We start from the raw sequence: 13,245 nt of genomic DNA, 5'->3' as shown, positions 1-13,245 counted from the left end.
TCAACCCCTTCGAGGGTGGCTACGCCGCCTACGTCCTCGCGAAGGCGGAGCGGGACCGGCTCGCCGGCGTCGTCGCCGACCGCCGCGCCAACCTCATGCGCAAGGAGCTCGCCTGGCTGCGCCGCGGCCCGCCCGCCCGGACGAGCAAGCCCAAGTTCCGCATCGACGCCGCCAACGCGCTCATCTCCGATGAGCCGCCACCGCGCGACAACGTCGAGCTCGCCTCCTTCGCGACGAAGCGCCTCGGCAAGGACGTGCTCGACCTCGAGGACGCCACCGTCGTGCTGGGTCAGCCCCCGACCGAGCGGACCATCCTCGACCGCGTCACCTGGCGGCTCGCCCCCGGGGAACGCGTCGGTCTCGTCGGCGTCAACGGAGCCGGCAAGTCGACGCTCCTGCGCGCCCTCACCGGCGAGCAGCCCCTGACGAGTGGCCGTCGCAAGGTCGGCAAGACCGTCGCCATCGCCCATCTGACACAGGAGGTCCGCGAGCTCGACCGTCTGGAGTCCTGGCGGGTCATCGAGGCCATCGAGGACGTCCGCCAATGGACCACGTTGGGCGGCAAGGAGATCAGCGCCGGCCAGCTTGGCACGCGTCTCGGCTTCCCCGGCGGCAGGCAGCAGGCCCGCGTCGGCGACCTCTCCGGTGGCGAGCGGCGCCGCCTCCAGCTGACCCGCCTGCTCCTTGAGGAGCCGAACGTCCTCATCCTCGACGAGCCGACCAACGACCTCGACATCGAGACGCTGACCAGCCTCGAGGACGTCCTCGACGGATGGGCCGGGACGCTCATCATCGTCAGCCATGACCGCTACCTCCTCGAGCGGGCCTGCGACCACCAGCTCGCGCTCCTCGGCGACGGGAGACTGCGGGACCTCCCCGGTGGCGTTGACGAGTACCTGCGCCTTCGCGCAGCCCAGCCACACCCCAAACCGAGCCGTATGCCGCTGAGCCAGCAGAGCGGCATACCGGACGTTGGTGACGGGGCGGGGTCGGGCACCCCGAGCGCGAGCGCGGCGGAGCTGAGGGAGGCGCGCAAGGCGATGGCGCGGATCGAGAAGCAGCTGACGCGCCTTGCCGACCGAGAGGCGCGGCTGCACGGCGAGATGGCCGCGGCGGCGACCGACCCCGCGGCACTCGGGGACCTCAACGCGCGGCTCGAGGAGGTCGTCGCCGAGAAGGAGCAGCTCGAGCTCGAGTGGCTCGAGGCTGCCGAGGTCGTCGGCTGAAGGGTTGAAAGTATCTTGATATCAAGATACTTTCGAGGGCATGACGATGTTCCTCCACCACGTTCAGGTGTCCGGTCCGACAGGCTGTGAGGACGCCATGCGCTCCTTCTACGGTGCGGTGCTCGGCATGACCGAGCTCGAGAAACCCGAGCGGCTGCGCGCCAGAGGCGGAGCGTGGTTTCGATCCGGAAGCCTGGAGCTGCACGTGGGCATCGAGGAGGGCTTCCGGCCCGCTCGCAAGGCGCACCCCGGGATCAGTGTCGACGACGTCGACGCTCTCGCGGAGCGGGTCGCGGCCTCCGGGGCACCCGTGACGTGGGACGACAGCATCCCCGGGGTGCGGCGCTTCCACACGAGCGACCCGGTGGGAAACCGCCTCGAGTTCCAGCAGGGATGAGGTTCGTGTCGCGTGTTGATCGAGTGAACAGCTTTCGGGGGGCAGAAGCTGTTCACTCGATCGGGCAGGTGCGCACTCGATGGAGTGGGAGCGCGTGAGCGGCCGGGTCGAGTCAGCGCTCCCGCGACTCCAGGGGAGCGAGCATGCGTCGGAGCAGCGAGGCGAGGGTGACCTGGTCCGTCGGCGAGAGCTCGGACAGGAGCGCCTTCTCGTGCTCGATGAGGTCGGCCATCGCCGCATCGACAACGTCGCGACCCCGGGGCGTCAGGTGCACGAGCACCCCGCGGCGGTCGTTCGGGTCGGGTCGGCGCTCGACGAAGCCACTGCGCTCGAGGCGGTCCACCCGGTTGGTCATGGTGCCGGACGTGACGAGCGTCTGCTGGACGAGCTGGCCCGGCGAGAGCTCATAGGGCTCGCCGGCGCGACGCAGGGCGGAGAGGACGTCGAAGGCCCACCCGTCGAGCAGGTGCTCCGCGAAGGCGGAGCCGCGGGCGAGGTCGAGACGCCGGGCCAGCCGGGACACGCGGGAGAGCACCTCGAGCGGTGTGACGTCGAGGTCGGGCCGTTCGCGGCGCCACGCGGAGACGATGACATCGACGTCGTCGACGGGCACGCGGTCGGGGCTCATGAGCCCACTCTAGAAGCAGCGTCAAGACTCTTGACGTCAAGGGAATGTGAGGATGGCATGACACACGTGACCTGCACGACCACCAAGGGGGACCTGTGAAACCGCAAACTGACGACCTCAGCCGCGGCACTGGAGCAGCGACGCCGGATGCCGCCTGGGACCCGATGCAGTACTCGCACTTTGCCGACCATCGCAGCCGGCCCTTTCACGAGCTGGTCGCGCGGATCCCGACGCTCTCGCCGCGGCGGATCGTCGACCTGGGCTGCGGGCCCGGAGAGCTCACCCTGACCCTGGCCGCGCGTTGGCCGGATGCCGTCGTCATCGGGGTGGACAGCTCTCCGGAGATGCTGGCCAAGGCTCGTGAGCTCGACCCTGACGGCCGGGTCCAGTGGGTCGAGGCCTTGGCGGAGGAGTGGGAACCGGCGGCCGCAGATGGGCCGGTGGACGTCCTGGTGACCAACGCGACCCTCCAGTGGGTGCCCACACACCTGCGCCTCATCCCGGCCTGGTTCGAGGAGCTGCCGGCGGGTGGCACCTTTGCGATGCAGGTTCCCGCGAACTTCGACGCACCGTCGCACCGGCTCATGCGTGACGTGGCGGCGCGCCACCCGCGGGCCGCCGAGCTGGCGCCCGGTCTCGACCGGGCCAGGTCCGTCGCCCTGCTCGAGACCTACGCCGCCCTGCTGCTCGACCTCGGGGCGGACGTCGACGCCTGGCAGACGACCTACCTGCAGGTGCTGGCCTCCGAGGAGGGCGCCGAGCACCCGGTGCTCGAATGGGTTCGAGGCACCGGCCTGCGCCCAGTCCTCGGCGTGCTGCGCGAGGACGAGGAACGGGATGCCTTCCTCGCCGACTACGAGCGCGAGCTCGAGGCGGCCTACCCCCGCCGTCCCTTTGGCGTGCTCTTTCCCTTCACCCGGCTCTTCGCCGTGGCCCACAAGACCGGCGAGCCCACCGGGACGCCGCGCGGGAATTCTCCGGACACGTCGGAAATCCCGTCATGAAAGGCGGGGAGCCTCGTCTCAACTGGTGACGACGGTCGTTCAACTCCTGGTAGTCAGGGGAGGGAGCCTGGCCGGGATTCGCCGCCGTCAGGTTCCGCCCATCCGGCGAGTTTGGTGGAGGGAGTTCGCCGGAGGGGCGGGACGCACTCGCCGACCGAGGTCGCGCCCGCGAGGCGGAGTCGACGCGGTTCCCGCCCGCTTGGCACACTGGTCTGGGCTCCTCCAGAGCTCCGGCAGCAGTGGAAGGTAGCGCGTGGCGGCTGACACGTCCATGTGGTCGAGCGAGGCGTGGTCCTCGGCCGCTGACCTCTACCTTCTCGCGCGCAGCCGAGAGGGCTCGGCGGAGGCGTTCGGAGAGCTCTGGCGCCGCCACCTCCCGGCTGCGTACGCCGTCGCGACCAAGTACCGGAACCGGACTGCGGCCGAGGACATCGTCGCCGAGGCGTCCGCACGCGTCTTCTCGTTGATCCAGGAGGGCAAGGGACCCGACGAGCACTTCCGTGCCTACTTCCTGTCGGCGGTGAAGACGGTCGCCATCGACCAAGGTCGCCGCGAGCTCAAGGTCGTCCCCGCAGAGGACGACGAGCTCGAGCGGCTCAGCGAGCCCGCTGTCGACGACCTGAACGAGGTGGGAGAGGTCTTCGACGCCGACCTCATCCGCACCGCGTTCCGCGGTCTCTCCGAGCGGGACCAACGCGTCCTGTGGCACACCACCGTCGAGGGGGAGGCGCCGCGCACGCTCGCCCCGGTCCTCGGCATGTCCGCCAACGCCGTGAGCGCGCGCGCCATGCGCGCTCGGGAGGCACTGCGAGCCCAGTACCTCGACGCCTGTGCGAGGCGGAGCCTGTCCAGCGCGGACAACGACGAGTGTCGCTGGGTCATCTCGCACCTGGGGGCGTACGCCCGCGGCCGCCTACCCAAGCGGCAGAACGCCCGCGTCGAAGAGCACCTCAAGACGTGCCAGCACGCCTCGCTCGTGGCCGCCGACCTTCGAGCGATCCACAGCGAGTTCCCGGCCCTCATCGTCCCCCTCGTCCTCCTCGCCGGTGTCTCCACGCCAGGGTTCGTCAACGCGGCCGCGCTCGCTGGTCTCGCGTCCGGCGCCACGGCGGGGGCGGCTGGGACTGTCGGCGCGGCAGGGAGCGCGGCGGGTGCGGCCGCGTCGAGCCCGCCACCCGGCTCGGGCGTCGGGGACGCTGCCGGTCAGCTGGCCGGCCGGGCCACCACCCTCGCAGCGGGCATCGCCATCGGCGTGGGGCTCGCCAGCGCGGTCCCCCTGCCAGCACAGCCGGTCGTCGCGGCCCAGCCGCCCGCGGTGACCTCGACCTCCCCGCCGGCGCAGGCCGCACCAACCACCCCGCCGCCCCCGCCGACGAGTGCTACCCAACCGCCGACGCCCACGTCGGTGCGACCCCGAGTCATCGCCCCCGTCCCGACCCCCGTCCTGGTGCAGGCTCCGACGTCGACACAGCCCGTCCAGCCAGTCCCGGTCCGCAGCACCGCCACCTCTCCGTCGGCCGTCTTCACCCGCACTCCGCGACTGCCGAGCAGTGAGCCGACACCCACACCACCGGCGACCTCACCGCCGGCGACGCCACCACCGCCAACCGCCCCACCGGTGCAACGCGTGTCACCGGCGACGGCCTCGGTCCACGTCGTCCAACAACGTGACTCGACCCGGTTCCTGCTCAAGGTCCGGGGTGTCCAGGGCCGGCTCAGCGTCGTCGTGTCGACCCCGGCGGGCGGTGAGCTCACGGTGCGCAACAGCTCGTGGGCCTGCACCTCCCTCGGCCCGTCATCGCTCCGCTGCACGGGCGAGCACGGCCAGGCGATGCTGCTCCAGTCGGGTCTCGGGGCCCCGTCACCGATCCGCGTGGTGATCACCGACTCGACCGGTGCAACGCGCACGCAGACGCTGTCCCTCGCCTGACCGCCGCGACCCAGCCACGTGCCCAGGTCGGCTGGGCAGGGGAGCGAGCTCAGCGGCATACGGCATGGTGGTTCGTCAGCGCCGGGACGTCTCCAGGTGGGGGGAGGGCTCGAGCCCGGCGAGCCCGTTCCACGCGAGGTTGACCAAGTGGGCGGCAACCTGCTCCTTCTTGAACTTCCTGCGATTGAGCCACCACTGGCCCGTCAACGCCACCATGCCGACGAGCATCTGTGCGTGAATGGGGGCCGATTTCGGGTCGAGGCCACGGCGCTTGAACTCCACCGCGAGCAGGTGCTCGACGCGAGTCGCGACGACCCCCAGAACGCTGGCGAACGAGCCCGTCGACTGGCCCGGCGGCGAATCGCGCACGAGGATCCGGAAACCCTCCGAGTCGCTCTCGATGTAGTCGAGCAAGGCCAGGGTGGCCCGCTCGAGCAGGTGCCGGGCCGGCGCGCCGCCCTCGAGCGCGGCCGCGATCCCTGCGAGCAGCCGCTGGATCTCGCGGTCGACGACGACGGCATAGAGGCCTTCCTTGCCGCCGAAGTGCTCGTACACGACCGGCTTGGACACCTTCGCGCGCGACGCGATCTCCTCGACCGTCGCCGCCTCGAAGCCCCGGTCCGCGAAGACCCGCCGGCCCACCTCGATCAGCTGCTCCCGCCGCTGCGGTCCGGTCATCCGGTTGCGGGGCCGCGAGGACCGGGGAGCTTCGGCAGCGTCGGAGGTCACCGCCCCATTCTGCCGGTGCGGGCGATTCCGGCCCGGAAGGCCCGCTGCACTACCCTGTGGGATGCCTTGGGCGCATGCGCACGGGCGATCCCCGGTTGGTCTGCTGGCAGGGCCCGCCTGACTTTGAATCAGGACAAGCGACGTAGGTTCGATTCCTACCCGGGGAGCCGACCACGTTCTAGCCAGCACGGACGGCGCGGATGTGAGGTCCGCCACCGCGGCCCGAAGCAGCGGGCGAGCAGGCAGATTTGCCGCTAGTAGCATGGCTGCGGCGCCCCGGGCAGCACCCTGGGGGAGCACGCCATCCGACCAGGAGGAGCTGCCACCCGTGAGCGATCGCCGGCCGACCGCCGTGATCGTCCTTGCCGCAGGCGAGGGCACGCGCATGAAGTCCACCACCCCAAAGGTCCTCCACACGATCGGTGGGCGCTCGCTCGTCGGTCACGCGCTCCGGGCAGCCCGAGGCGTTGACCCGCTCCATCTCGCCGTCGTCGTGCGGCACGAGCGTGATCGCGTCGCAGCGCACATCGCCGAGCACGACGAGGACGCGCTCATCGTCGACCAGGACGAGATCAAGGGCACCGGCCGGGCGGTCGAGTGCGCGCTGGAGTCGCTCCCGGGTGACCTGACCGGCACGATCCTCGTGACCTATGGCGACGTGCCGCTGCTCACGTCCCAGACCCTGAGCCGGCTCTGTGACGTGCACGACGCGAGCGCCGACGCGGTCACCATGATCACGGCCTCGCTCGACGACCCGACCGGCTACGGCCGGATCGTGCGCGGGCCGGACGGCGCCGTGGCGGCGATCGTCGAGCAGAAGGACGCGACGGAGCAGCAGCGTGCGATCCACGAGGTCAACTCCGGGATCTACGCGTTCGACCTCGAGTTCCTCCGCGGGGCCCTCGCCGAGGTGGGCACCGACAATGCCCAGGGGGAGAAGTACCTCACCGACGTCGTCGGCATCAGCACGCGGCGGGGACTTGGGGTGCACGCCCACCTCATCGACGACCTCTGGCAGACCGAGGGTGTCAACGACAAGGTCCAGCTCGCCCGCCTCGGTGCGGAGCTCAACCGACGGACGGTCGAGCAGGCGATGCGCGACGGCGCGATCGTCATCGACCCGGCCACGACCTGGATCGACGCGGACGTCACGATCGGACCCGACACGGTGATCCACCCGGGCACCCAGATCCACGGGGCCTCGACGATCGGGACCGAGTGTGACATCGGACCCGACACCACCCTCAAGGACGTGGAGGTGGGCGACGCAGCGAGTGTGGTGCGCACGCATGCCGAGCTCGCCGTCATCGGAGCGGGAGCCAAGGTCGGCCCGTTCTCCTATCTGCGCCCCGGGAGCAACCTCGGTGCCCAAGGGAAGATCGGCGCCTTCGTCGAGACGAAGAACGCCACCATCGGCACCGGCGCGAAGGTGCCGCACCTGACCTACTGCGGTGACGCGACGATCGGGGCCGGTGCCAACATCGGCGCCGGCACGATCTTCGCCAACTACGACGGCGTCACCAAGGGACACACCAACATCGGTGCCGGAACCTTCGTCGGGAGCAACTCGGTCATCGTCGCGCCACGACACATCGGGGACGGCGCGTACATCGCCGCGGGATCGGCGGTCATCAAGGACGTCGAGCCCGGGCAGCTGGCCGTGACCCGGGCGGCGCAACAGCGCAACATCGACGGCTGGGTCGCCCGTCGCTTCGCCGGGACCAAGATGGCTGACGCTGCCCGCGCGGCCACGGAGACGAAGGGCGACGAGTGATGAGCTCGATCCACAAGACGACCGAGAAGCACCTCATGGTGTTCTCCGGTCGAGCTCACCCCCAGCTCGCCCAGGAGGTCGCGGACGCCCTCGGCACCGAGCTGGTCCCGACCAGCGCCTACGACTTCGCGAACGGTGAGATCTACGTCCGCTACGAGGAGTCCGTCCGAGGCTGCGACGCCTTCGTCATCCAGAGCCACACGTCGCCGATCAACGAGTGGATCATGGAGCACCTCATCATGGTCGACGCGTTGAAGCGCGCCTCGGCCAAACGGATCACCGTGGTGTTGCCCTTCTATGGCTACGCACGTCAGGACAAGAAGCACCGCGGTCGCGAGCCGATCTCCGCCCGGCTCATGGCCGACCTGTTCAAGGTCGCGGGGGCGGATCGCCTCATGGCCATCGACCTGCACACCGCGCAGGTCCAGGGCTTCTTCGACGGGCCGGTCGACCATCTCATGGCGCTGCCCATCCTCACCGAGCACGTGAGGAACAAGTACGGCCACCTCGACCTGGCCGTGGTCTCCCCGGACGCCGGGCGGATCAAGGTCGCCGAGGACTGGTCGAACCGGCTCGGTGGCGCGCCACTCGCGTTCATCCACAAGACCCGCGACATCAACCGGCCCAACGAGGTCGTCGCCAACCGGGTCGTCGGCGAGATCAAGGGCCGCGTCTGCGTGCTCGTCGACGACATGATCGACACCGCCGGCACCATCACGAAGGCCGCCGATGCGCTCATGGACGACGGCGCCCAGGGTGTCGTCATCGCTGCGACCCACGGGATCCTGTCCGGCCCGGCCGTGGACCGGCTCAAGGCGTGCAAGGTCGAGGAGGTCGTCCTCACCAACACCTTGCCCATCCCCGACGACAGGCGCTTCGACAAGCTGACCGTCCTGTCCATCGCGCCGCTCGTGTCACAGGCGATCCGCGAGGTCTTCGAGGACGGCTCGGTCACCAAGCTCTTCGACGGCAAGGCCTGAGGCCCGACACGAGCTGCACACTCGACCAAAGGTCAGGTGCGGCCGGCCTTGCGGGCCCGGTAGGCGGCGGTGTGCGCGCGGGCAGCGCACCCGCCGTCGCAGTACCGCCGCGACCGGTTCTTGGACAGGTCGACGACGACGTCGTCGCAGTCCTCGCCCTCGCAGACCCGGAGCCGGTCGAGCCCGCCCGCTCGGACGACGTCGACCATCGCGAAGGCGAACTCCACCGCCATGCGCTCGGCGAGCGGGGCCTCGAGAGGCGTCGCGTGGACGTGCCAGCCGACCCCGTCGTGGTCGACGAGCTGCGGGACGGCGCCGGCCTCGCGCAGCACGCCGTTGACCATCGTGACGACCTCGGGCTCGCTCGACTCCCAGAACCGGCGCAGCCGCGGCCGAAGGTCGCGGACCGCCTCGAGCTCGGCCGGGTCGCGGTCGAAGCGGCCCGTCCACGGCAGGTTCGCGAAGAGGGCGTCGAGCTCCTCGATCGTCGTCAGGGTGTCGGGCGACGTGTCGCCCGGGACCGATCCGGGCATCGTGTTGACCAGCTCGGCGCCCCAGAGGAGAGCGTCCTCTGCGTCATGGGTGAACACGCTCTTGACTCCTGACTTCGACTCTCGCTACCGTCATGAGTCTAATGTATTTTACCCCTGACAGGGAGGAACTGCCGTGGCCCACCGCCATCCGCTCCTCGGCCTCGGCGCGGCGATAGCGTCCTCGGCCGCCTTTGCGACGTCAGGGGCCTTCGCCAAGTCGCTGCTCATCGGGGGATGGTCGCCCGGCGCGGTCGTCACGCTGCGCATCACCATCGCCGCGGTCGTCCTTCTCGTGCCCACCCTGTGGGTGCTCCGCGGGCGCTGGGGAGTGCTGCGACGCAGTGCGCGACTCGTCATCGGCTACGGGCTCACCGGGGTCGCGGGCTGCCAGGTCGCCTACTTCTACGCGGTGAGCCACCTGTCCGTCGGTGTGGCGCTGCTGCTCGAGTACCTCGCCCCCGTCCTCATCGTCGGCTGGCTGTGGCTGCGGCACGGCCAGGCGCCGCGTCGGCTCACCGTCACCGGCGTCATCCTCGCGATGGCGGGCCTCATGCTCGTGCTCGACGTCGTCGGTGGCATGCGGTTGAGCACCGCCGGCGTGCTCTGGGGCCTCACCGCGGCCGTATCGCTCGTCCTCTACTTCCTCATCACCGCCCAGGTCGATGAGGAGCTGCCGCCGATCGCCCTGGCCGGTTCAGGCCTCACCGTCGGTGCCGTCGTCTTGTGGGCCGCCGCCCTCGTCGGGGTGCTCGATACGACTCGTGGATCGTCCACCGTGGTCGTCGGCTCCGCGTCGGTGCCGTGGTGGGTGCCCATCCTCGTCATCTCGATCGTCGCGGCGGCGTTCGCCTATGTCGCCGGTGTCGCGGCGGTCCGCATGCTCGGGGCGAAGGTGGCCTCCTTCGTCGCACTCTCCGAGGTGCTCTTCGCCGTGCTGTTCGCCTGGCTGGTCCTCGCGGAGCTGCCGACACCCATCCAGCTCGTCGGAGGCGTGCTCATCGTCGCCGGCCTCATCGCGGTTCGAGCGGACGAAGCGCGGGGGCAGGTCGACGGTGGTCCGGATGGGGTCGGCGTGGGTGCGACCGACGAGGAGGACTATGCCGCCGAGCTGCTGCCGACCGGAGCGCTGGGACAGGACCCGGTGCGCCACGGCTCCTGAGCCCACCGACGTTCGCCGCGGTGAGTGGTGACGGCGGGAGGGCTGGGAGCGGGCGGCTGTGTGGGAGCACGCTCAGCGGCATACGGCATCATCGATTTCGTGCCAGCCACGGCCGTCGGTAGGATCGACGGGTTGCCTCGGCGAGGGACGTTGCACGGCTGGAAGGCCGCTGGTCCGTGATCGACGCGGTGGAACCTGGACTCCGGTCCGGTCCGCCTGCGCGCGGACCGTCAGCCACCCGCGCACCGTCCCGCGTCGAGGCCCACACCGCGACTCACCACCGAGACTTCAGGAGTACCCGTGTCTGACGCAACCAAGCTGCTTGCCGAGAAGCGCACCGAGTTCGGCAAGGGCGCCGCCCGCAAGATCCGGCGCGCCGGCAACATCCCCGCCGTCATGTACGGCCACGGCACCGCGCCGGTCCACATCTCGCTCCCGGGACACGACACGTTCCAGGCGCTCAAGCACACGAACGCCCTGCTCACCATCGTCATCGACGGCGACGAGCAGCTGGCCCTCGCCAAGGACGTGCAGCGCGACCCGATCAAGCCGGTCATCGAGCACGTCGACCTCGTCGTCGTCCGCCGGGGCGAGAAGGTCACCGTCGACGTCTCGGTTCACCTGGAGGGCGAGGCTGCCCCCGAGACCCTCGTCACCCTGGACCACAACACCCTGCAGCTCGAGGCGCTCGCGACGAACATCCCCGACAACGTCGTCGTCTCGATCGAGGGGCTCCAGGCCGGTACGCAGATCCTCGCGGGAGCCGTGCAGCTGCCGGAGGGTTCGACGCTCGTCACGGACCCGGAGGCGCTCGTCGTCAACGTGACGCAGGCCATCTCGGAGGAGGCCCTCGAGGCTGAGCTCGCCGAGGCCGAGGCCGAGGCCGGCATCGAGCACGAGGCTGCCGGCGAGGAGGCAGCGGAGGCTCCCGCGGCTGCCGAGGGTGAGGCGGCTGCGGAGGGCGAGCCGGCCGAGGCTGCTTCCGAGTCCAGCGAGTCCTGAGTCGTGTGCTGATCCGGCGCCGACACCTGTCGGTGCCGGATCAGCCGCACCACTGAGCGAGGGAGGCCATGGATACCTGGCTCGTCGTCGGCCTGGGCAACCCCGGCGCGAACTATGCAGGGAACCGCCACAACGTCGGTGCCATGGTCCTCGACGAGCTCGCGTCGCGCCATGACCTCGGCTCGCTGGCGGTCGACCGACTGGCCTCTCGGCGCGGGGGCGCTGATGGGGCGGCCGCGTTCAAGGTGCACAAGGCCCGGGCGCGGGTCGTCGAGGTGCGGCTGCGCGTGCCGGGCCCGAAACTCGTGCTGGCCGTGCCGCTGACCTACATGAACGTGTCAGGTGGCCCGGTCGCCGGGCTGATGACGTACTTCGACGTCCCGGTCGAGCGCCTCATCGTCGTCCACGACGAGCTCGACATCGAGGCCGGTGCCGTGCGGCTCAAGCGCGGCGGCGGCGAGGGGGGCCACAACGGGTTGCGTTCCATCAGCCAGTCGATCGGCTCGAAGGACTACCTGCGCGTGCGGGTCGGCATCGGCCGGCCGCCCGGTCGGCAGGACCCGGCGGAGTACGTCCTCAGGGACTTCTCGAAGGCCGAGAAGGCGGAGCTGCCGTTGCTCCTGGACGAAGCGGCTGATGCCGTGGAGGCGCTCGTCGAGGTAGGGCTGGTCGAGGCCCAACAGCGGTTCCACGCGCCGCGCTGACGCCGCCGGAGCCAGTCAGGGCTGGCGGACGGAATCCTGCCGAGCCAGCCCTCGGGGGCTGGCGAACTCGCGGATCGCGGGCGCGACCGGGCGGCCTTCGAGCAGGCCCTCGGTCGAGCCGGCCGCGAGCGCCTTGGCATAGACGGCGAGCGCGCCGTCCACGGCCTCGACCGTCTGTTGGATGTCCTCGTCCGTGTGGGCGGCCGAGATGACGAGCGACTGCCCCAGCACTCCCCGCCGGAGGAGCTCCTGCAGGAACAGGGCACGGTATGCTTGGGACGGCTCGCCCTGCGCATCCTTGGTCAGGAAGACCAGACAGGAAGGGCGCCCCGCGACGAAGACGTGCTGCTCGACGCCGTGCGCCTGCGCCACCTGCATGAAGCCTTCACGAAGCTTCTCGCCCTGCGCCTCCATGATCGCGACGATGTCGCGTTCACGGTAGGCATCGTTGACACTCAGGTAGGCGGCCAATCCGGTGGTCTCTGCGCCATGCGTCGTCGACAGGAGGAAGGTGCGGGAACGATCGGTGTTGATCCCGCCGAGCTCCATGACGTCCCGCCGTCCGGCGAGCGCCGAGATGGCGAAGCCGTTGCCGAGCGCCTTGCCCCAGGTGGAAAGATCCGGCTTGACGCCGTAGTCCGCCTGACCGCCGCCCACGGACCAGCGCATGCCGGTGATCATCTCGTCGAAGACGAGGACGAAGCCGTCCCGGTCGGCCAGGTCGCGCAGCCCTTGGAGGAAGCCCGGGGCTGGCTCCGTCAGGGCCGTCCCAGGCTCGAGGAAGACGGCGGCGACCTCGCCGGGATGGCGCTCGAGAATGGCTTCGACGGAGCTCAGGTCGTTGTAGCGGAAGCCGACCGTGAGGTCACGATGGCTCTGCGGAATGCCGGCGGCCATGCCCGTCGTCCCGATGAACCAGTCATCGGTCGAGAAGAAGGGGTGGTCCTGACAGATCGCCACGAGGTCCCGGCCCGTCGCCGCGCGGGCCAGCCGTAGCGCTGCTGTCGTGGCGTCCGAGCCGTTCTTGGCGAACTTGACCATGTCGGCGGTCGGCACCTGCTCGAGGAACCGCTCGGCCGCCTCGAGCTCCCACCGGCTCGGCCTCGTGAAACTGACACCGTCGTGGGCGGCTCGACACACGGCCTCGACGACCGGCGGGTAGCCGTGGCCCAAGGTGAC

The 13,245-nt window shown here is 70.4% G+C and carries 13 protein-coding genes and 1 tRNA gene; 10 read left to right on the top strand and 4 right to left on the bottom strand.

Annotation, left to right across the window (positions count from 1 at the left end; genetic code table 11):
* On the top strand, nt 1-1,226 hold a 1,226-nt coding region (locus ABF401_RS09335), incomplete at its 5' end, for an ATP-binding cassette domain-containing protein (RefSeq protein ID WP_353509273.1).
* 40 nt (nt 1,227-1,266) lie between these two features.
* On the top strand, nt 1,267-1,623 hold the full coding sequence (locus tag ABF401_RS09330; RefSeq protein WP_353509272.1) for a VOC family protein: 357 nt from the start codon (nt 1,267-1,269) through the stop codon (nt 1,621-1,623).
* A gap of 112 nt (nt 1,624-1,735) precedes the next feature.
* On the opposite strand, the gene ABF401_RS09325 is transcribed toward ABF401_RS09330, so the two are convergent.
* Nucleotides 1,736-2,251, bottom strand: coding sequence for a MarR family winged helix-turn-helix transcriptional regulator (locus ABF401_RS09325; protein ID WP_353509271.1), 516 nt, complete (start codon nt 2,249-2,251; stop codon nt 1,736-1,738).
* A 95-nt stretch (nt 2,252-2,346) separates the two neighbouring features.
* Between ABF401_RS09325 and ABF401_RS09320 the strand changes: the two genes are divergently transcribed.
* Nucleotides 2,347-3,255 (top strand): methyltransferase domain-containing protein, encoded by a 909-nt coding sequence (locus ABF401_RS09320; protein WP_353509270.1) that lies wholly within the window; start codon nt 2,347-2,349, stop codon nt 3,253-3,255.
* A gap of 253 nt (nt 3,256-3,508) precedes the next feature.
* Nucleotides 3,509-5,185 carry a sigma-70 family RNA polymerase sigma factor gene (locus ABF401_RS09315; protein WP_353509269.1) on the top strand — a complete coding sequence of 559 codons (1,677 nt, stop codon included), beginning with the start codon at nt 3,509-3,511 and terminating at the stop codon, nt 5,183-5,185.
* Nucleotides 5,186-5,260: 75 nt separating this feature from the next.
* Here ABF401_RS09315 and ABF401_RS09310 read toward each other — a convergent pair whose 3' ends face one another.
* Nucleotides 5,261-5,863 carry a TetR/AcrR family transcriptional regulator gene (locus ABF401_RS09310; RefSeq protein WP_353509274.1) on the bottom strand — a complete coding sequence of 201 codons (603 nt, stop codon included), beginning with the start codon at nt 5,861-5,863 and terminating at the stop codon, nt 5,261-5,263.
* Between the two features lie 139 nt (nt 5,864-6,002).
* On the opposite strand from ABF401_RS09310, the gene ABF401_RS09305 reads away from it, so the two are divergent.
* The 3 genes from ABF401_RS09305 to ABF401_RS09295 all read left to right on the top strand — a co-directional run bounded on the left by ABF401_RS09305 (nt 6,003) and on the right by ABF401_RS09295 (nt 8,668).
* A tRNA-Gln gene (locus ABF401_RS09305) sits at nt 6,003-6,081 on the top strand.
* 161 nt (nt 6,082-6,242) lie between these two features.
* Nucleotides 6,243-7,688 (top strand): bifunctional UDP-N-acetylglucosamine diphosphorylase/glucosamine-1-phosphate N-acetyltransferase GlmU, encoded by a 1,446-nt coding sequence (gene glmU, locus ABF401_RS09300; RefSeq protein ID WP_353509268.1) that lies wholly within the window; start codon nt 6,243-6,245, stop codon nt 7,686-7,688.
* Nucleotides 7,688-8,668, top strand: coding sequence for a ribose-phosphate diphosphokinase (locus tag ABF401_RS09295; RefSeq protein ID WP_353509267.1), 981 nt, complete (start codon nt 7,688-7,690; stop codon nt 8,666-8,668). The genes glmU and ABF401_RS09295 overlap by 1 nt, the downstream gene beginning before the upstream one ends.
* Before the next feature lie 32 nt (nt 8,669-8,700).
* On the opposite strand, the gene ABF401_RS09290 is transcribed toward ABF401_RS09295, so the two are convergent.
* Nucleotides 8,701-9,258, bottom strand: coding sequence for a CGNR zinc finger domain-containing protein (locus tag ABF401_RS09290; RefSeq protein ID WP_353509266.1), 558 nt, complete (start codon nt 9,256-9,258; stop codon nt 8,701-8,703).
* A 76-nt stretch (nt 9,259-9,334) separates the two neighbouring features.
* Between ABF401_RS09290 and ABF401_RS09285 the strand changes: the two genes are divergently transcribed.
* The 3 genes from ABF401_RS09285 to pth all read left to right on the top strand — a co-directional run bounded on the left by ABF401_RS09285 (nt 9,335) and on the right by pth (nt 12,066).
* Nucleotides 9,335-10,360 (top strand): EamA family transporter, encoded by a 1,026-nt coding sequence (locus ABF401_RS09285; RefSeq protein ID WP_353509265.1) that lies wholly within the window; start codon nt 9,335-9,337, stop codon nt 10,358-10,360.
* Nucleotides 10,361-10,660: 300 nt separating this feature from the next.
* Nucleotides 10,661-11,362: a 50S ribosomal protein L25/general stress protein Ctc gene (locus tag ABF401_RS09280; protein ID WP_353509264.1), complete on the top strand. Its 702-nt coding sequence runs from the start codon at nt 10,661-10,663 to the stop codon at nt 11,360-11,362.
* A gap of 68 nt (nt 11,363-11,430) precedes the next feature.
* Entirely contained in the window at nt 11,431-12,066 is a 636-nt protein-coding gene (gene pth, locus ABF401_RS09275; RefSeq protein WP_353509263.1) for an aminoacyl-tRNA hydrolase, read from the top strand.
* Nucleotides 12,067-12,081: 15 nt separating this feature from the next.
* On the opposite strand, the gene ABF401_RS09270 is transcribed toward pth, so the two are convergent.
* Nucleotides 12,082-13,245 (bottom strand): glutamate-1-semialdehyde 2,1-aminomutase (locus ABF401_RS09270; RefSeq protein ID WP_353509262.1); only part of this gene is annotated, 1,164 nt, incomplete at its 5' end.

Source organism: Intrasporangium sp., assembly GCF_040414665.1.
In the GTDB taxonomy this organism is placed as follows: domain Bacteria; phylum Actinomycetota; class Actinomycetes; order Actinomycetales; family Dermatophilaceae; genus Intrasporangium.
Note: the sequence above shows the minus strand (reverse complement) of the source record. Positions and strands in the feature narration are given on the sequence as shown.